Genomic DNA, 18,369 nt, shown 5'->3' on the forward strand with positions numbered 1-18,369 from the left:
CGGGCCGTGTCGGCGACGTCGGGAGTCGTAGCGTCGGGATGGCCCGTGGCGGGTTCGATCATGGTGTGCTGCTCCGTGATTCGGTTGCTGGCGCGGCGTCGACGGCGGGTCAGGCGGTGTAGATCGTGGTGCCGTTGTGCACGGTGCGCAGGCAGGTCGGCAGGTCGGCACCCGGGTCGAGGCGTGGGAGGCCAGGAACGCGGGAGCGGGGGTCGGTGGACCAGCGCTGCACGGTGTCGGCGGCCGCGGCGACCACGAGGTCGCCCGCGTCCCACACGGCGTAGGAGGCCGGTGCGCCGGGGACCAGCGTGCCCGCAAGGCCGTCGCGCACACCGCCCGCGCGCCAGGCGCCGCGGGTGGCGGCGGCGAAGGCCGCGCGCGGGGACAGTCCGTGGCCGGAGGTGCGGTGGTGGACGGCCGCGCGCACCTGTTCCCACGGGTTCATGGCGGTCACGGGCGCGTCGGAGCCGATGGCGAGGGAGATACCCGCCGCCGCCATCGCCGAGAACGGGTTGAGCCCGGCGGCGCGCTCGGCGCCGAGGCGGGTCGCGTACATCCCGTCGGGTCCGCCCCAGGCGGCGTCGAAGCCGGGCTGCACGGACGCGATCACGCCGAGCGCGGCGAGTTGTGCGATCGCAGCGGCGTCGGTCATCTCCGCGTGCTCCACCCGGTGCCCGCGGGCGGCGATCGCCGGACCACCGAGTTCGGCTGCCACCCGGGCGAATCCGGCGACGACGGTGTCCATGGCGGCATCGCCGATCGCGTGGAAGCCCGCCTGGATCCCGGCCTCGGTGCACGCGCGAAGGTGTGCGGCGACCGTGTCTTCGTCGAGGAAGCTCTTGCCGCAGCCCGCCGCGTCGTCGTAGGGCGCACGCAGCAGTGCCGTGTGCGAGCCGAGCGAGCCGTCGACGAACAGGTCGCCGCCGAGCGCGTGCACACCGAGCTCGTCGAGCAGCGCGCGCGCTTCGTCCGCGGTGCGCACGGCCTGACCCCAGTAGGCCCGCACGGCCACGCCGTGTTCGAAAGCGAGCAGCTCGCCGATGTCGTCGCGGCCGGAGATATCGGGCCCCGCGCATTCGTGGACCGCGACGATGCCGTGTGCGGCCGCCGTGTCGAGAGCGGCTTTACGGGCCGAATCACGCTGGGCGCGAGTGAGTTCGGCGAGTGCGACCGTGCGCACCCGGTGGTGGGCGTCGGCGCGCAGCAGGTCCCCACGCTGATATCCGTCACCGAGGTCACCGGCCGCGTCGAGCAGCGCCGAGGATGCCACGGCCGAATGCGCGTCGACGCGCGCCAGGTAGACGAGCCTGCCCGCACCGGCGGCCGCGTCGAGTTCGGCGACCGTCGGCGGACGCTGTTCGGGCCAGCCGGTGTCGTCCCAGCCTTCGCCGATGATCACCCCGTCCGGCTGGTTCGCGGCGTGCGCTCGGACCGTCTCGAGCAGTTCGGCCAGGGATCCGGCGACACGCACGTCGAGCCCGGTCAGCTGGAGGCCCAGCGCGGTGACGTGCACGTGCGGGTCGACGAACGCGGGCGCCACGAACGCACCGTCGAGGTCGATGATCTCCGCATCGGGATGCATCGCGCGCCCTGGCGCCTCGGCGCCGAGCCACACCACGGTGCCGTCGGTGACCGCCATTGCGGTCGCGTCCGGGGAACTGGAACTGTAGAAACGACCGCCGATCAGCAACTGGGTACTCACGGTGCCCCAGTCTGCCGTATCGACGGATCGTCACCTCGGCAGGGACAGTCTCCGCTCGGCGGCGAGCGAGGTCAGGTCGGCAGCGACAGTGCGGCGCGCACTTCGGCGTCGCCGAACCCGGCCCGACAGTGCCCGCCCGCCTCCACGGCGATCAGTTCCAACCGCCATGCGGCGGTGGTGAAGTCCGACATCGACTGTCCGGCAGCGGTGCTCGCTCTACGCACCGCGTCGGCCAGTTCCTCGCTCACCGTGACGGTGATCTGCTCGGTGGCCATGTCGGTACTGTAGACCCTTCGCCGCCGGGAGCGGGCAAGTCCGTTGGGGCAGTCTCGATTCAGGCGGAGCCGATCGCGCGCGGGCCCGCGGTGTGACCGTCGTCGTACCACTGCCCGACCACGGTGCCGTCGACCACATCACCGTCGGCATCGACGACCATCCCACGATACGGCGAGGGCGCGAACGAGGGCAGCGGACCGAAGCGCCGGGTACCGAGCTTCTCCAGTGCCGGTCGCAGCAACGCCCTGGTCGGCGGGAACAGTGCGAGCAGGCCGACGAGTCCGGTGACCAGGCCCGGCACGAACAGCAGCACCGATCCGGTGGCGACGATCACCCCGTCGGCCACCGCGCTCTCGGCGGTCACCTCACCGCGTGAGGCCCGCCGGAACCGATCGAACACCCGCCTGCCCTGCCGCCCGAGCAGCACCAATCCCACGCCGGACACCGCGACGAGCACGACCAGCGCCCAGCCGATGCCGATCAGCTGGGCGAGACCGACGAGCGCGGCGATCTCGACGACGAGATAGAGGACGAACAGCAGGGCGGTCATGGCGATCCTTTCGGACGATCTATCCACTCAACGCACGAGCGCCCGATTTTTCTCCCGTGCGGCCCGACGAGTTCAGCCACCGGGCCGCACGAGCCCGGTTTCGTAGGCCAGCACCACCGCCTGCACCCGATCGCGCAAGCCGAGTTTGGTGAGCACCCGGCCGACATGTGTTTTCACCGTCGCCTCCGACAGGAACAGCGCCGCGGCGATCTCGGCATTGGAGCGGCCGACCGCGATCTGTTCGAGCACTTCGCGTTCGCGTGCGGTGAGGACGTCGAGGATCTTCGGGTCGCGCAGACTGGCCGGGTCCTCGGCGACGAGCCGGTCCAGTAGCCGCTTGGTGACCTTGGGTGACACCACCGCGTCACCGGCGGCGACGCTGCGGATAGCCGAGACGAGGTCCTCGGGTGGGGTGTCCTTGAGCAGGAATCCGCTCGCACCGGCGCGCAGCGCACCGAGAGCGTGTTCGTCGAGGTCGAAGGTGGTCATCACGAGTACCCGCACACCCTCCCCCGCGGCCACGATCCGCGCCGTGGCGGTCACCCCGTCGACGACCGGCATCCGCACATCCATCAGCACCACATCGGGGCGCAGGTCGCTCGCCCGCCGCACAGCCTCGTCACCGTTGCCCGCTTCGCCGATCACCTCGATGTCGGGGTGCGCGCCGAGCACCATTTTCAGGCCCATCCGCATGAGTTCCTGATCGTCCACCACGAGCACGCTGATCGGCATTGCCCCACCCTAATAGGCACAGCCGCGCAGCGTTCCTCCGTCTTTCGCGCATGGCCGGAGCGAAGGCGGAGGTACGCCTAATAGGCACAGCCGCGCAGCGTTCCTCGGTTTTTTCGGAGCGCGGGGGTCACTCCGTTTCGGTACGCAGCGGAAGATCCGCCCGGACCTGCCAGCGGCCGTCGTCGAGCCTGCCCGCGGTCAAGGTGCCGCCGAGCACCGCGACCCGTTCGCGCATCCCGACCAGTCCCATCCCCGTGCCGGGAATCTCGGTGCCAGGGCTCACCTGCGCGGGGACACCGCCGCTGTCGGTGATCTCGACGAGGACGTCCTCGTCGCGCCGGTGTACCCGGACCACCGCCTTCGGCTCCGCGCCTGCGTGGCGCAGGGTATTGGTGAGCGATTCCTGCACGATGCGGTGCACGCCGAGGCTCACCTCGGGGGCGATGTCGTCGAGCTCACCGCTCAACTCGAGGTCAACAGCCAGGCCCGCCTCGCGCATCATCTGGGCCAGCTTCGCAATACCCGCGCTGCCGTGTTGTGGCAGCAGTTCCGGTGCGTGCTCGGTGCGCAGCAGCGCGACGGTGCGGCGCAGCTCGCGCAGGGCGTCGCGACCGGTACCCGCGATGGTGGCAAGCGCGCGTTCGGCGGTTTCGGGGTCTTGGCGCAGAGCGTATGTGGCGCCGTCGGCCTGGACGATGATGACGCTCACCGCGTGCGCGACCACATCGTGGAGTTCGCGGGCGATACGGGTGCGTTCGGCGGCGACCGCTTCGTGTGCTCGACGCTCCTTGTCGTAATCGGCCACCGCGAGGCGGGCCGCGACCTCGGCGTCATACGCGTGCCGGGCGCCGTTGAACTCGGCCAGTGTCCAGCACAGTGCGTAGATGAGCGCGGCCATCGCCAGATCTCCGCCCCTCGGCTCGTTGAGCAGCGAAACCGACAACACCAGGTCGAGCGCGACGAAGGCAAGATAGATGAGCCCGTCACGCCGGCCGACGTAGGCGACGAGCGTGTAGAGCATCACCCCGAGCCCGATCAGCGCGACGTGGTCGGCCGCCTGATCATCGGTCAGGTAGCCGATCAGGGTGTTCAGCAACGACAGCACCAGCATCGCCGCCGCCACCGCACGCGGGTACACCCGGCGCAGGATCAGCGGCAGCGGCAGGATCACCGAGAAGATCAGATAGACGACCTTGTTGCGTTCGTCGCCCACCCCGAGGGCATCGAGCAGCAGGAGCAAACCCGCCAGAATCGAGTCGGCGACGATGGGTCGTCCGCGTAGCCACAGGCTGAACCGGCGCACGGGGCCCAGCGTAGCCCCGGCTGGCTTTCCGGCCGTGATCTTGATTGCCTGGACGTGTGCAACTCGGAGACTGGACGGTCCTGCTGGTGGCCGCGGCGGCGGCGGGCTGGGTCGATGCCGTGGTCGGCGGCGGTGGGCTGATCATTCTGCCGACGCTGTTCCTCGTCGTCCCCGGCATCACACCGCAGACCGCGCTCGGCACCAACAAGCTCGCCTCCCTCGCAGGCACCGCGACCGCGGTGGCGACCTTCGCGCGCAAGGTGCCGATGCAGTGGAAGGTGCTGCTGCCCGCTGCGGTGATCGCCGCGATCACGGCCGCGTGCGGTGCGGCGGCGGTGTCGCTGATCGACCGCGACCTGTTCATCCCACTGGTGATGGTGGTGCTCGTCGGGGTCGCAGTGTTCGTGACCATGCGACCGTCGATCGGCATGACGATGGCCACCCATCCACCGACGCGGCGCAAGGTGATCCTGGTGGTCGGCCTCGCCGCCGGTCTGATCGGCCTCTATGACGGGCTGCTCGGACCAGGGACCGGCACCTTCCTGATCATCACCTTCGCGACACTGCTCGGCACCGAGTTCGTGCGCGCGGCGGCGATGGCGAAGGTGATCAATTGCGGGTCGAACGTGGGTGCGCTGCTGTTCCTCGGCTCGACCGGCCACATCCTGTGGGGTCTCGGCGCGGGCATGGCGGTGGCGAATGTCGCCGGTGCGCTGATCGGTTCGCGGATGGCCTTGGCCAGGGGCGCCGGGTTCGTCCGGATCGTGTTGCTGGTCGTCGTGGTGGTGATGGTGATCCGCCTGGGGTGGCAGCAGTTCGGTTAGTGCACCGGTTCGGGTGGCGCGGCGGCGGCGAGCCAGGGCTGCAGGACCCGCGAGGTGGTCTCGTGGATCTTGCGATGTAGTCGTTCACCGTCGTCGATGCCGTGCTGAGGCTGCTGGAACAGCACGGTCAGCGCGCCCGACACCGCGCCGACCACGGCACCGACCAGCGCCGCGGCGCCGACCTCGTCGAGTTCGTGCGGGAACGCGATATGCAACTGGTGCGCGATCTCGCGCTGCGCGACCAGTTGCGCGTGCGCGGCGCGACCGCTCACCGAGGGGACAGTCCGCGAGACCCGCGCCCGCAGCGCGGCCACTCGCGAGCTGATGTCGTCGACGAGGTGTTCGCCGGGGTTGTCGCCCGCGGCGCGCAGTGCCCGCAGCAACACCTCCACCGGTCGCTCACCGGGCCGTCGGGTGGCGATGGCGGCGACCGCCGCGCGCACCCGTTCGTCGCTCTCGGGGAAGAGCAGTTCTTCTTTGCTCGCGAAGTAGTTGAAGAAGGTCCGGGTGCCGACCTCGGCCTCGGCCGCGATGTCGGCAACGGTCGTTTCCTCATACCCTCTGGCCTCGAACAATTCGACGGCGGCCACGAGGATCGCACGTCGGGTTCGTTCCCTTTTTCGATCGCGCAGGGCAGATGGCGGCACGGCGGGCACCCTACGGCATTTCCGGCACCGCTCGCGGGAGGACCGCAGTCCGCGCGTCACGGCAACGGCTGCCGGACGCGGCTTTTCGCACACAATCGCACGGAGCGTCCTTGCACGACATGCAGGCGAGCAGCGGATGTATCGACCGACATGACGTAGCCGGATGTGGTTGCGGCGCACATGTGTCGGTGGCACCGGTTAGCGTAGGTCCGGTGAGTACCACGACTTCCAGAGATGTGGACGAGGAATTCCGCGCGCTCGGGCTCGGCAGTCTGGCCGAGGCCGCGCTGTCGGCGGCGCGCGCGGCCGGCGCCGAGCATGCCGATCTGCGCGTGCAACGGTTGGTCACCCAGTCGATCCGCTTACGCGACGGTCGCGTCGAAGCGGTCACCGACGCCACCGAACTGGGGCTGGCGGTGCGCGTGATCGTGGACGGCACCTGGGGTTTCGCCTCGCATGCCGCGCTCATACCCGAGATCGCCGCCGAGGTCGCGCGCCGGGCGGTGACCGTGGCAAGGGCGCTGCGTTCGCTGAATCGGGAACGAGTCGAGTTGGCCGACGAGCCACGCTATGACGATGTCTCGTGGGTCTCGGCCTACGACCTCGACCCGTTCACGGTGCCGACGGCCGACAAAGTGGCGCTGCTGCAGGACTATTCGGAGCGCTTGTCCGCGGCCGATGGTGTCGACCATGTCACCGCCTCGGTCTTGCAGGTCAAGGAGCAGACGTTCTACGCCGACACCGCGGGTTCGTCGATCACCCAGCAGCGAGTGCGCCTGCACCCCCAGTTGGAGGCTGTCACCGTCGATTCCGCCTCGGGGGTGTTCGAGACGATGCGCACGCTCGCCGCGCCCGCGGGCCGCGGCTGGGAGTACGTCACCGGTGCCGACGGAACGTGGGACTGGACCGGCGAACTCGCCCGGATCCCCGCCTGGCTGGCCGAGAAGGTGAAGGCGCCCGGCGTCGTCGCGGGCCCGACCGATCTGGTGATCGACCCGACGAACCTGTGGCTGACGATCCACGAATCCATCGGCCATGCCACCGAATACGACCGCGCGATCGGCTACGAATCCGCCTATGCGGGTACCTCGTTCGCGACTCCCGATCAGCTCGGCACGCTGCGCTACGGCACGCCGATCATGCACGTCACCGGTGACCGCACCCAGGTCAACGGCCTGAGCACTGTCGGTTACGACGACGAGGGCGTGGCCGGCCAGCAGTGGGATCTGGTGCGCGACGGCGTCCTGGTCGGCTACCAGCTCGACCGTGTGTTCGCCCCACGGCTTGGCCTCGACCGCTCCAACGGTTGCTCGTATGCCGATTCGCCGCACCATGTTCCGATCCAGCGGATGGCGAACGTGTCGTTGCAGCCCGATCCCGACCATGACACCAGTACCGCGGAACTCATCTCCCGGGTGCAGGACGGCATCTACATCATGGGCGACAAGAGCTGGTCGATCGACATGCAGCGCTACAACTTCCAGTTCACCGGCCAACGATTCTTTCGCATTCGCGACGGCGAGCTGGCCGGGCAACTGCGCGATGTCGCCTACCAGGCGACGACCACCGATTTCTGGGGGTCGATGGAAGCGGTCGGCGGACCGAGCACCTGGCAGCTCGGTGGCGCGTTCAACTGCGGTAAGGCACAACCCGGTCAGGTGGCGGCGGTGAGCCACGGCTGCCCGTCGGTGCTGGTGCGCGGGGTCAACATTCTCAATACCCGGACGGAGGGCGGTCAGTGAACGAGGGTCTGTTCCCGGCGGGCGCGGTGGTCGAGCGTGCGCTGGCGGCGTCGAAAGCCGACGAGGCGATCGTGATCGTCACCGATGCGCACGAGGCGTCGCTGCGGTGGGCCGGCAACTCGATGACCACCAACGGTTCGTCGATTTCACGGGAGTGGGCGGTGATCTCGGTGTTCCGGGACGGCCCGAACACCGCGCGGGTCGGCTCCATCAGCTCCACCAGCGTCGATCCCACCGAGATCGAAGCCGTGGTGCGTGCCAGTGAGGAGGCAGCTCGCACCGCCGCCCCGGCCCGCGACGCGATGCCGTTGCTCGAACCCACCGACGACGACACCGCCACCTGGGATCAGGCGCCCGGCGCCACCGAGATCGAGGTGTTCGCCGGGTTGGCGCGCGACCTGTCCACCGGATTCGACGGCAGCGACCGCCTCTACGGTTTCGCCCACCACCAGGTGCACACCACCTGGTTGGGCACCTCGACCGGTGTCCGGCGCCGGTTCAGTCAGCCCACCGGTTCGGTGGAGGTCAACGGCAAGCGCGGCGAGGGCAAGGATCTGGCGAGCGCGTGGGTGGGTGTCGGCACCGCCGATTTCACCGACGTCGACACCCCGGGCCTGCTCACCGAGCTGTCGCGGCGCCTGGACTGGTCCAAGCGCCGCATCGAACTGCCCGCCGGCCGCTACGAGACCCTGTTGCCGCCGTCGTCGGTCGCCGATCTGATGATCTATCTGGCGTGGAGCATGGAGGGCCGTGGCGCGCACGAGGGCCACACCGCGTTCTCCCGCGCCGGTGGCACACGAATCGGTGAGCGGCTCAGCGACATTCCGCTCACCCTGTACTCCGACCCGACTGCCGGCGGTCTCGAATACCGGCCGTTCGTGGCGACTCCGTCGTCGTCGGAATCGCTGTCGGTGTTCGACAACGGTCTGTCCGCCCAGCGTGTCGACTGGATCGGCGAAGGCGTCATCGAATCGCTGGTCTATCCGCGCGCGACCGCAGCCGAATTCTCCGCCCCCGCAACGATTCCCGGTGAGAATCTGCTGCTCACCGGTGGCGGAGACGCGTCGCTGGACGACATGATCGCCCGCACCGAGCGTGGCCTGCTCCTCACGTGCCTCTGGTATATCCGCGAGGTCGACCCCGCCACCCTGCTCCTCACCGGCCTCACCCGCGACGGTGTCTACCTCGTCGAGGACGGTCAGGTGACCGGCGCGGTCAACAATTTCCGCTTCAACGAGAGTCCGCTCGACCTGCTGCGCAGAGTTTCGGAAGCGGGTGCCACCGAGATCACCCTGCCCCGGGAATGGAAGGACTGGTTCACCCGAACCGCGATGCCACCACTGCGCATCCCCGACTTTCACATGTCCTCGGTGAGCCAAGCGACCTAGCGGGCACAGGCACGCAACGATCGGCAGCCTTCGCGCCTTGCCGGCACGAAGGCGGAGAGAGGTCCAACCCGTCTCGACGGCCGACCCGACCCGTCCTGGTCGGCGGCGCGGCGCGTGAAAGCATGACCGGGTGACTCGTATCCGGATGTTCGCCACCGACCTCGACGGCACACTGCTGCGTTCCGATCGCACCGTCGCACCGCGCACCGCCGAGGCCATGGCCGGTGCGCAAGCGGCGGGCATCGAGGTGGTGTGGGCGACGGCGCGTGCGCGCCATTCGGTGCACGAGTTGGCGCAGTCGTGCGGTTTCCGCGGTAAGGCGGTGTGCGCCAACGGTGCTGTGCTGCTCGACCTCGCCGACGGCACACCGGAGATCATCGACACCGTCTCGATCGATACCGGCGCGGCGGGCGCGGTGATGGCGCAGATCCGCGACCTGATTCCCGGTGTCGTCTTCGCCAACGTCGGCGCGACCCGGTTCGTCGCCGAGCCCGCCTACGCCGCCCTGTGCAAGTTCACCGATCATCACCGGCACCCGCACGACATGGAGTTGTCGGAGACCTTGCCGACCGGCCTCGAAGCGATGGTGAAGATCGTGGCCCGTCATCCCGAGCTACCCGGCGCGCAGCTGTACCGGACGGCGGTGGCGGTCGGGATCACCGGAGTGGAACTGACCCACTCCGGTGCCGCGTATATGGAGATGGCCGCCGAAGGCGTGTCGAAGGCCAGCGCCCTGGCCCGATTGTGCGCGCTCGACGGCATCGACCGGTCGGAGGTGGCGGCCGCGGGCGACGCGCTCAACGATGTGGCCATGCTGACGTGGGCGGGTACCGCGCTGGTTCCGGCCAACGCGGCACCCGAGGTCATCGCGCTCGCCGACCGGGTGCTCCCGACCAACGACGACGACGGTGTCGCCTCCTACCTGGAGGAATTGGTGCGCGACACCGCGATCTGACCGACGCCGGCGCGGCGCGCGCTCACTACGACCGGGCCGCCATGGCCTGAGCGGCCTCGCGGCGCGCGTGATCGAGGTACCGCTCGTAGCCGTTGTCGGACGACGGCTCGCCCACGCTCAGGTGCAGAATGGCGTCGGCGCCGGCGACAGTGTCGGCATCGAGCGGAAAGTAGCCCTGCGCCGGAGTCGTATCGGTGCGGGTTCCGGCGACCGCGACGGCGGATGCGGGGGTGAGTCCCCAGGTCTCGATGCCGTCCTGCAGCGCGCGTTCGTAGGTACCCGGCGCGGGGTCACCGAGGGCGAGGATGTCACTGCGGCCGAGGCTGCCGAGCACCACCGCGTACCGGTCACCCAGGAGTGCGCCGACGATCTCCCCCGCACCAGCCCAGGTCAGGTCCATCGGGCCCATTCGCATGCTGCTCGGGGTGCGGCGCAGATGCAGATTGTGCGCGAAGACCACGGTCGGCCCGCGGCGGGCTTCGCCGGTGCGGATATCCAGGAGGTTCTGGGCCATGAGGGCGTCGCGGGTGGCCGAGAGCCGAGACCAGCGTGCCGACGCGTCCAGCGGCTGCGCGGCCTGCCTGTGATAGCGCAGCAGCCCCAGTGCCGCTGTGAGATGGATTGCGGCCCTGCGCCATTCGGCGTACGAGGTGACCGCGATCCGTTCCGGCGCCCGGGAGTACATGGTGACGAGTAGGTCGTCGGCCAGCACCCGCACTCGATCCGCCTCGACGGTGGCGCCCGGGGATTCGGCCGGATCCATGATCGCCTCGGTGCGGCTCCATCGCTCGTCCTCACCGACGAGGTCGGTGATGTCGAGGTCGAGCTCCAGATAGTCGCGGGCGAATTCGAGGTAGCGGCGCGGGCTGGGGGCGCTCATGGTTTCCATGGCGGCGTCGAAACCGTGGAAGGTGACGTGCTCGGCGGCGGGCCGCTCCGCGTTGTACGTGCGGAGCCAGGCGACCAGTTCACGGTTGGCCGCCATCTCGCCGAAGCCGTGCGACAAGCCTGACCGCAGCACGTCGTCGAGGCTGCCCGGCCCGCCGCGCACGTAGTCGTTCACGGCGAGGGCGGCGACACGATCGGATTCCAGGGCGATCGAGCGGAATCCGTGCTCGGCCAACTGGGCGAACAGCTCGTTGCGGAGCAGCGCGAAACCGGGTTCGCGGTGGGCGGGTTCCCCCAGCGCCAGCAGTTCACAGGAGGAAGGGACGAAGTCGCTCATTCTCTGAGTCATGTGTATCAATCGTATCGTTGAAACAACGGTGGAGACATGACCTGGATTCTTCTGTCATTCCTCCCGTAAAGTCTCAAACCAGTGAGAAACCTGAGACCATCCGACCTGGCCCGCGAGCACGGCCTCTCGACCCAGGCGATCCGCAACTACGAGCAGGACGGTTACCTCCCTCCGGCCGAGCGCTCCCCCACCGGCTACCGGATCTACACCGACCTGCACGCGAGCGCGCTGCGCACCTTCCTCACCCTGATCACCGCCTACGGCCACGCGACTGCGGGCAGCATCATGCGCGCACTCCACGAGAACGACCTCGACAAGGCCCTCACGATCGTCGACCGCGGGCACAGCCAACTCCTCCGAGACCGCGAGACCCTCACCTCGGTCCGCCGAGCGGTAGATCACCTCATCGACGAATCGAGCTCTCGCACAGAACTTTCCGAGAACACCAGAACGATCGGCGAACTCGCCCACCACCTCCGAGTCACCCCCGCCACCGTGCGAGCCTGGGAAGCAGCCGGCATCCTCACGCCCACCCGCGACCCCGCCACCGGCTACCGCCACTACGGCCCCACCGACCTCCGCGACGCCGAACTGGCCCACATCCTGCGCCGAGGCCACTACCGCCTCGACCACATCGCCGCCGTCATCGGCCAGATCCGCGCCGCCGGCAGCACCGAAGCGCTGGCGGCCGCACTCACCGACTGGCAAGCCACCCTCACCGCCCAGGGCCTCGCCATGCTCGATGCCGCCGCCGCGCTGAGCCGATATTCCGCCGCGCTACGCCGCTAGTCTGGAACGACCATGCCTGACCTCCTCGGAATCAATCATCTGACGCTCACCACCGCCGATCTCGACAGGCTCGTGCGTTACTACACCGAATATCTCGGCGCGACACTGGCTTTCGAGCGGGCTGCTACCCCGGCCGATCCGCGGATCGCCGTCATCGATGTCGGCGGCGCCGACCACCTGATGCTCGTGGAGTCCACGACCGCGCCGCTCACCGATCGCGATCCACTCGGCCGCGCGGGATGGGGTTTGCGTCTGAGGACGCGGGAACAACTGCGCGAGGTTCGCGATCGCCTCGTGGAGGCGGGCCTCCCGGTCGGCCCGATCGAAACCCTGCCCACGCAGTGGACGATGACCGCAGACGACCCCGACGGACGTCCCGTGGACGTCCGGGCGCACCGTCCCCGCCCCGGTGCGCCCGCCTGACCTCCGCTAGACGCGTTCGAGCACCGCCGACGCGCCGATCCCGCCGGCCGCGCAAATCCCCAGCAGCGCAGTCTCTTTCCCGGTGCGCGCCAACTCGTTGGCCATGGTGGTGACCATGCGGGCACCGGTCGCGCCGAACGGGTGGCCCAGGGAGATCGAGCCGCCGTGCACGTTCAGCTTGTCGATATCCACGGTGCCGACCGGCTCGTCGCGGTCGAGGCGAGCCTTGGCCCACTCGGCGCTCTCCAGCATGCGCAGCACCGAAAGAGTCTGGGCGGCAAAGGCTTCGTGGATGTCGACGAGGTCGATGTCGGCCAGGGTCATGCCCGCTTTGTCGAGGGCGCGCGGCATCGAGATCGCGGGGCCGATGAGTACCTGGTCGGCGGGGTCGACGCTGACGAAGCTCCATGAACGGAAGGCGGCCTGCGGGGTGAACCCGAGGGCGCGCGCCTTCTCCTCGCTCATCAGCAGGACCGCCGACGCACCGTCGGTGAGCGGGCTGGCATTGCCCGCGGTGACCGTGCCGTTCTTCTCGAACACCGGTTTCAGGGTGGCGAGTTTCTCGATGCTCGTGTTCGCGCGGACGAGTCCGTCGGTCTCGATCAGCGTGCCCGACGGCGTGGCGACCGGCACGACCTCGTCGTCGAATCGTCCCGACGCGATCGCGGCCGCGGCACGCTGGTGCGAGCGGGCGGCGAACGCGTCCTGATCAGCGCGGGAGATCCCGTTGATGCGGGCCATCTTCTCCGCGGACTCGCCCATCACCTCGCCGGTGGTGCGCTCGGAGATCTTGGGCTGGCGCGGCAAGATGTCGGTGAACGGCGCGAGCTGTCGGACCACATCGAGGTAGTCCATCGGCTTGGGCTTGCCGAGTGCCACCGGCGCGACCGCGTGCACGACCTTCTGCGGCAGTTTGATCTCGGCGTTACTGGTGGAATCGCTACCACCGGCGATCATGATGTCGTACTCGCCGCGTTCGATCGCCGCGGCTGCCGAAGTCACCGCCTGCAAACCGGACGCGCACGCGCGGGTGACCGTGTACCCCTCGCAACCGAAGTCCAGGTTCAGGTCGAGGGCGATCTCCCGCGCGATATTCGGCGCATGACTCGGCAGGACCACCCCGCCCCAGACGATGGACTGGATCTCGCCCGGCGCGATCTGAGTCCGCTCGATCAGCCCGCGGACGGCCGCGCCGGCGAGGGCGATGCTGTCGAGGCGGGTGAAGTCGGTGAACGCGCGCACGAACGGGGTCCGTGCTCCCGCGACGATGACGGCTCGGTTGCGTTTGTCGGCCATGTGGATCCCTTCGCCAAATGCTGCCGAGCAACCACAGTATCCGATACCGGCGGTTCTACCTATGGGATCAGCGCAAGTCAGGCGGGAGTGATCTCGATACCGATCGTGCCCGCCTTGCCCCGGCGCAGGTTGCTGCCGAGGATCACGAGCGGGCCGGTCAGCCAGTATTTCCGGCGGATCGCCGACCGGAGCTCGTCGGTCTCGGCGGCGTCGAGCAGCCGGGCGGTGCCGGTCACGATGGCACCGTGCGCGTCCCCGCGCACATTGCAGGGTTGCACCGTCACCTCGGGGTTGCGCCGGACCCGCTTGACCTTCCAGCTGTCGGTGACCGTCCAGACAAGCAGTTTGTCCTCGCGAGCCACCGCCCAGAGCGGCGTTCCCACGGGAGTGCCGTCCTTGCGGAAGGTGGTGAGTAGTACGTAGTTCGCGGTCGCCAGTTCGCCGAGGCGGTTCGTCATGCCCACAGCTTAAGGGTCGCGGACGCGAGCCGGTCCGCAGCCGCACATGGCCTTCGGAGAAGGCGCGGGTGACCGAAAAGGGCATGGGCGCTTTCGCGAAATTCTTCGTAACCTCGCAGGCGAATCGACTCTCTGGCGAAAGGCCGACGATGACCGATACCGCGGTGCCCCTGCTGTGGAGCGGCGACCTGCCGAGCACCCTCGAGTTCTACCGGGCGCTCGGCTACACCGTGACCCACGAGCAAACCCGCCCCTATGTGTACGGCGCGATCGAACAACACGGCTGCGCCCTGCATTTCGCACCCGCTCCGCCGGGCATCGAGCTGCCGGTGGAGCATGCGGGCGCGCTGGTAATGGTCGATGACGTGGCCGCGCGCCATGCCGAGTACACCGCCGCATTGCGCGCCCATTACGGCAAGATTCCGAGCAAGGGTTGTCCGCGGATCACCAGGTTCCGCCCTGGTCAATCCCGGTTCTCCCTGGTCGACCCGGTCGGCAACACGGTCCTGGTGATCCAGCGCGACGAGCCGATGGAACTCGACTACGGCGGCTCGCGCGAGCTGCAAGGCCTGGCCCGGGTTCTCGACAATGCCCGCATCCTGCGCGATTTCAAGAACGACGACCGCGCGGCGACGCGCGCCATGGAAGCCGGCTTGCACCGCTTCGGCGCCACCGCGACCGCGCTCGACCGGGCCCGCGCCTACGCTGCCCTCGCCGAGCTCGCCGTCGTCGCCGAGGACACCGACCGGCTCGCGCACTGGAAATCCGAACTCGACACCGTCGAACTGACCGCCGAGGAGCGCGCGGCGATCGCTGCCGATGCCTCCGATCTGCTCGCTGCCTTGCGCACCGTAACCGACTGAACGGCCACCTGCTCGGTCGAGCAGTAGGCTTCGACCATGCGCGGTCGATCGAATGAACTCACCACCCGTCGGCGGCGGACCCGTTGTCTCGCAGCAGCAATCACGGTCGCCGCCGCCCTCGGGATCGGCCCGATGGGTACCGCACAGGCCGGTGCGCCGTCGTGCGCCGACGGTTGGTACGCCGAGGTGCTGGCGGCCGATCTCGGCGGCTTGGAAAATCTCGAATACGACGGCCGCGGCGGCTTCTACGTGAGCGGCATCGTGCGCGGCGAGCTCCTGCATGTTGCCGCCGACGGGCAGGTCACCACCGTCCGCACCGGCCTGGATAACCCCGCCGGGCTGCGACTGATCGGCGAGGACCTCTACTTCATCACCGGCGACGGCACCACACCGAACGGCGGCGGCACCCTGAGCCGACTCGACATCGGCACCGGCGAAGTCACCGTCCTGCTTCCGAACCTGGTGCAGCCCAACGGATTGCTCCTGCTCCCCGACGGCGACCTGCTCATCTCCCAACTCTCCGTCCCCTGGCCTCCGGTCGGCATCAGCCGCTACCGCCCCAGCACCGGCGAATTCACCCTCGCCTGGTCCCCCGTTCCCCGCCCCAACGGCCTCGCGCTCGCCCCCGACCACCGGTCGGTCATCACCGAGGATGTCCTCACCTCCCAACTCCTGCGGGTCCCGCTCGACGCCCCCGACCGCCCCACCCCCATCGCCACCGTGAACGACGGCCTCTTCCCCGCACTCGACGACCTCGACGTGACCGCCGCCGGGCTCACCTTCGTCACCGGCGACTACTCCGGCAGCGTCTACCAGGTAGACCCGGCAACGGGCGCCTGGTGCACCCTCGCCACCGGCTGGACCACCCCGCGAGGCCCACTCCCCGGCCCACCCCCCATCGGCCCCACCTCAGCCCGCCTGGCCCCCGACCCCACCACCGGCGCCTGGTCCCTCTACATCACCAGCATCGACGGCACCCTCCGCCGCCTCCGCCCACCCTCCATGCTCGACCTCACTCCGTCCTATCTCCGCTGAACACCTCGGCCAGGAGACCAGCGGTGGCGTGCCGTCGATATCCGTGGTGCACTTCCAGATTCGGCTATCGGGAGGTCAGCGTGCGATCGGCACCGCAGTGGGCACGGCAGGACGGGTTCGGAATTCGGGTGGAGTGGGGGCTGGTCGGGGCAGAGGTACTCGGGCCCGGCGCTGGGTGCCTCGTGGTGATCGATGTGTTGTCGTTCACGACGTCGGTGTCGGTGGCTACCGCCGCGGGCACCACGGTGTTCCCGTATCGATGGCGCGATGATTCGGCGCGGGCGTTTGCCGAGGAGAACTCCGCCGAACTCGCCGTCGGACGGCGGGAGACCGGTCCGTGGTCGTTGTCTCCGGCGGCGATCCGGCGTGCACCGTTCACGCCGCGGCTGGTACTGCCCTCACCCAACGGCTCCACCATCGCCGCCACCGTCGCGGGGACCCCGGTCGTCGCCGCTTGTCTGCGCAATGTCAGCGCGGTCGCCGACTGGCTCGTGGCTCAGCAGTGGGGTAGTCCCGATCAGCCGATCGTGATCGTCCCGGCGGGCGAGCACTGGCCGGGCACCGATACTGTGCGTCCGGCGCTCGAGGACTGGCTCGGTGCCGGTGCGCTCGCCGCCGCGCTGATCGAGCGCGGCCTGACTACGCCGTCGCCCGAAGCACGCACGGCGGCAACCGTATTCGTTGGAACATCCGATGTCGGCGCCCTGATCACCGACTGTGCGTCGGGCCGCGAACTCGCCGCGATGGGTTTCGCCGATGATGTGGCCATCGCGATCGAACGGGATGCCGATAGCACCGTTCCCGTTCTCACCGACAACGCCTTCGTCGACCACAGATCCGGATAGCGATGGACCGGATGCCATCTCGCGCGCAACCGCCCGATCACGGACGGGGACCGTCGAGGACGACGTTGCGGGTCTCGATGTCAGGGTCGGTGAATGTCAGCAACGCGTGCGCCTCTTCGGTGACGGCGGCCGCATCGTGTGTGCTGAACGGCCGGCTATAGGGGCGGATGGTGATCGTCGCGGATCCGTTGTCCCGGTTGATCGTCCAGTCGCCTGCGGTGAATCCGTCGACCAGCAGGATCTGCGGAACGGGGCGCTGGGTGCGGTACCCCTGCTCGCCGTGCTCCTCGGTGATCACACGGGTGCGGTCCGCGTGGGAGAGCAAGACGTTGTCGAAGTCGTACAGAAACCTCGGCGGTGCCGGAGTGTCGGAGTCCTGGAGCACCGCATCGGGTAGATCGAACAGCTGCTGGCCGTGTTGATCCTGAAAAGTCTTCAAGTTCGGCCGTATCCGGTCGACAATCTCGCGCAGTCGGGTGAGGCCGGACCACATCTGCATGTCTTTCACACTGGCGGGGCCGAAGGCGGCCAGGTAGCGCAGGATCATGCGCTCGAGCGAAGGGACAATGGTGTGGTCGGTGCCGATCCACGCGTCGGCGGTGGTGTGCGCGATCGGCCCGCTGCGGCCCCAGACGCCGCGTGGCGGCACCTGTACCAGGGGCACCTGGTTGCGGATGGCGTAGACCAGCGAGGCGGGCGCGCGGTCCGGCCATCGCCTACCGAGCAGTGTGCCGAGTTGCTTGTTGGTCAACGGTTCCGGGGCGAGCAGCTCGACACCGTCGGCCATCAGTTTCGCCATGTCGATGCCCTCGATGGGCTTGCCGTGCGTGTGGTTGCGGTAGAGATCACGATCCAGGACAGGTTGGATCAGTGGACGCAGCGCACCGGCGTCGTCCGGGGTGACCAGGTGAATCGTCGAGCGCATCAAGGCAATGCGAACCAGCTCGCGGTCGGTGAGCAGCTCGGCGGCTTGTTCGGGGACGAATCCGGCCAGCCGTGACCACAATCCGACGTACCAGCTGTGGGGGGTCTGGGCTTGCAGCCCGACCAGGTGCCGCACCGCGTCGACGACGGACAACTCGGAGCGGCGCAACAGCAACTGCCGATCGAGGGTGGCGCGATTGAGCGCCCGGCGACTGAGTACCTGCGTCATTCAGTAGAACCTTTCGACACGAGTGGGGGGGGGGGGGGGCCCCCCCCCCCCCCCCCCCCCCGCCGCCCGGCGCGGGCGACCGCACCGCACCGCCGTAATTTGGCCAGTGGGCGCTCGACAAAACGGGGGCGTCCGGGGGGGCGCCCCGCCG

General features: G+C 69.0%; 19 protein-coding genes. 9 read left to right on the plus strand and 10 right to left on the minus strand.

From position 1 onward, the window contains the following. Positions 1-109 precede the first annotated feature (109 nt). The 5 genes from ACFWO8_RS17915 to ACFWO8_RS17935 all read right to left on the minus strand — a co-directional run bounded on the left by ACFWO8_RS17915 (position 110) and on the right by ACFWO8_RS17935 (position 4,563). On the minus strand, positions 110-1,702 hold the full coding sequence (locus ACFWO8_RS17915; RefSeq protein WP_378951834.1) for an amidohydrolase: 1,593 nt from the start codon (positions 1,700-1,702) through the stop codon (positions 110-112). Positions 1,703-1,773: 71 nt separating this feature from the next. After that, positions 1,774-1,977 carry a hypothetical protein gene (locus tag ACFWO8_RS17920; protein WP_378951837.1) on the minus strand — a complete coding sequence of 68 codons (204 nt, stop codon included), beginning with the start codon at positions 1,975-1,977 and terminating at the stop codon, positions 1,774-1,776. A gap of 59 nt (positions 1,978-2,036) precedes the next feature. After that, complete coding sequence (locus ACFWO8_RS17925; protein ID WP_378951840.1) at positions 2,037-2,528, minus strand: FxsA family protein; 492 nt, start codon at positions 2,526-2,528, stop codon at positions 2,037-2,039. Positions 2,529-2,600: 72 nt separating this feature from the next. Next, complete coding sequence (locus ACFWO8_RS17930; protein ID WP_378951843.1) at positions 2,601-3,260, minus strand: response regulator; 660 nt, start codon at positions 3,258-3,260, stop codon at positions 2,601-2,603. Between the two features lie 127 nt (positions 3,261-3,387). Then, positions 3,388-4,563: a sensor histidine kinase gene (locus ACFWO8_RS17935; RefSeq protein WP_378951846.1), complete on the minus strand. Its 1,176-nt coding sequence runs from the start codon at positions 4,561-4,563 to the stop codon at positions 3,388-3,390. A 56-nt stretch (positions 4,564-4,619) separates the two neighbouring features. Here ACFWO8_RS17935 and ACFWO8_RS17940 point away from each other — a divergent pair, with 56 nt between their 5' ends. Beyond that, positions 4,620-5,387, plus strand: a complete 768-nt coding sequence (locus tag ACFWO8_RS17940; RefSeq protein ID WP_378951849.1) for a sulfite exporter TauE/SafE family protein — start codon at positions 4,620-4,622, stop codon at positions 5,385-5,387. Here the strand turns inward: ACFWO8_RS17940 and ACFWO8_RS17945 are convergent. Continuing rightward, positions 5,384-6,034, minus strand: a complete 651-nt coding sequence (locus ACFWO8_RS17945) for a helix-turn-helix domain-containing protein (RefSeq protein ID WP_378951861.1) — start codon at positions 6,032-6,034, stop codon at positions 5,384-5,386. The two genes, ACFWO8_RS17940 and ACFWO8_RS17945, sit on opposite strands and share 4 nt — an antisense overlap. A 212-nt stretch (positions 6,035-6,246) precedes the next feature. On the opposite strand from ACFWO8_RS17945, the gene ACFWO8_RS17950 reads away from it, so the two are divergent. The 3 genes from ACFWO8_RS17950 (at position 6,247) to ACFWO8_RS17960 (ending at position 10,119) form a co-directional block, all read left to right on the plus strand. Continuing rightward, positions 6,247-7,776, plus strand: a complete 1,530-nt coding sequence (locus ACFWO8_RS17950) for a TldD/PmbA family protein (RefSeq protein ID WP_378951864.1) — start codon at positions 6,247-6,249, stop codon at positions 7,774-7,776. 8 nt (positions 7,777-7,784) lie between these two features. After that, positions 7,785-9,164 (plus strand): metallopeptidase TldD-related protein, encoded by a 1,380-nt coding sequence (locus ACFWO8_RS17955; RefSeq protein WP_378952051.1) that lies wholly within the window; start codon positions 7,785-7,787, stop codon positions 9,162-9,164. Between the two features lie 130 nt (positions 9,165-9,294). After that, complete coding sequence (locus tag ACFWO8_RS17960) at positions 9,295-10,119, plus strand: HAD family hydrolase (RefSeq protein WP_378951867.1); 825 nt, start codon at positions 9,295-9,297, stop codon at positions 10,117-10,119. A gap of 25 nt (positions 10,120-10,144) precedes the next feature. Here the strand turns inward: ACFWO8_RS17960 and ACFWO8_RS17965 are convergent, their stop codons facing one another. Next, positions 10,145-11,356, minus strand: coding sequence for an erythromycin esterase family protein (locus tag ACFWO8_RS17965; RefSeq protein ID WP_378951870.1), 1,212 nt, complete (start codon positions 11,354-11,356; stop codon positions 10,145-10,147). Between the two features lie 81 nt (positions 11,357-11,437). On the opposite strand from ACFWO8_RS17965, the gene ACFWO8_RS17970 reads away from it, so the two are divergent. Then, complete coding sequence (locus tag ACFWO8_RS17970; protein ID WP_378951873.1) at positions 11,438-12,145, plus strand: MerR family DNA-binding transcriptional regulator; 708 nt, start codon at positions 11,438-11,440, stop codon at positions 12,143-12,145. A 12-nt stretch (positions 12,146-12,157) separates the two neighbouring features. Further along, positions 12,158-12,568: a VOC family protein gene (locus ACFWO8_RS17975; protein ID WP_378951876.1), complete on the plus strand. Its 411-nt coding sequence runs from the start codon at positions 12,158-12,160 to the stop codon at positions 12,566-12,568. Between the two features lie 6 nt (positions 12,569-12,574). Here ACFWO8_RS17975 and ACFWO8_RS17980 read toward each other — a convergent pair whose 3' ends face one another. Both ACFWO8_RS17980 and ACFWO8_RS17985 read right to left on the minus strand, forming a co-directional pair. Then, positions 12,575-13,864, minus strand: coding sequence for an acetyl-CoA C-acyltransferase (locus ACFWO8_RS17980; protein WP_378951879.1), 1,290 nt, complete (start codon positions 13,862-13,864; stop codon positions 12,575-12,577). A 77-nt stretch (positions 13,865-13,941) separates the two neighbouring features. Then, complete coding sequence (locus tag ACFWO8_RS17985) at positions 13,942-14,322, minus strand: PPOX class F420-dependent oxidoreductase (RefSeq protein ID WP_378951882.1); 381 nt, start codon at positions 14,320-14,322, stop codon at positions 13,942-13,944. A gap of 149 nt (positions 14,323-14,471) precedes the next feature. Here ACFWO8_RS17985 and ACFWO8_RS17990 point away from each other — a divergent pair, with 149 nt between their 5' ends. The 3 genes from ACFWO8_RS17990 to ACFWO8_RS18000 all read left to right on the plus strand — a co-directional run bounded on the left by ACFWO8_RS17990 (position 14,472) and on the right by ACFWO8_RS18000 (position 17,065). After that, on the plus strand, positions 14,472-15,185 hold the full coding sequence (locus ACFWO8_RS17990; RefSeq protein WP_378951885.1) for a glyoxalase: 714 nt from the start codon (positions 14,472-14,474) through the stop codon (positions 15,183-15,185). Positions 15,186-15,221: 36 nt separating this feature from the next. Beyond that, positions 15,222-16,220, plus strand: coding sequence for a hypothetical protein (locus ACFWO8_RS17995; protein ID WP_378951888.1), 999 nt, complete (start codon positions 15,222-15,224; stop codon positions 16,218-16,220). Positions 16,221-16,300: 80 nt separating this feature from the next. Further along, a complete protein-coding gene (locus ACFWO8_RS18000; RefSeq protein WP_378951891.1) occupies positions 16,301-17,065 on the plus strand; it encodes a 2-phosphosulfolactate phosphatase in 765 nt (254 codons plus the stop codon). A gap of 37 nt (positions 17,066-17,102) precedes the next feature. On the opposite strand, the gene ACFWO8_RS18005 is transcribed toward ACFWO8_RS18000, so the two are convergent. Then, the gene (locus ACFWO8_RS18005) at positions 17,103-18,218 is read right to left on the minus strand and encodes a winged helix DNA-binding domain-containing protein (RefSeq protein ID WP_378951894.1); all 1,116 of its coding nucleotides are present in this window, start codon (positions 18,216-18,218) and stop codon (positions 17,103-17,105) included. Positions 18,219-18,369: the final 151 nt, after the last annotated feature.

The organism is Nocardia sp. NPDC058480, from assembly GCF_042720495.1.
In the GTDB taxonomy this organism is placed as follows: Bacteria; Actinomycetota; Actinomycetes; order Mycobacteriales; family Mycobacteriaceae; genus Nocardia.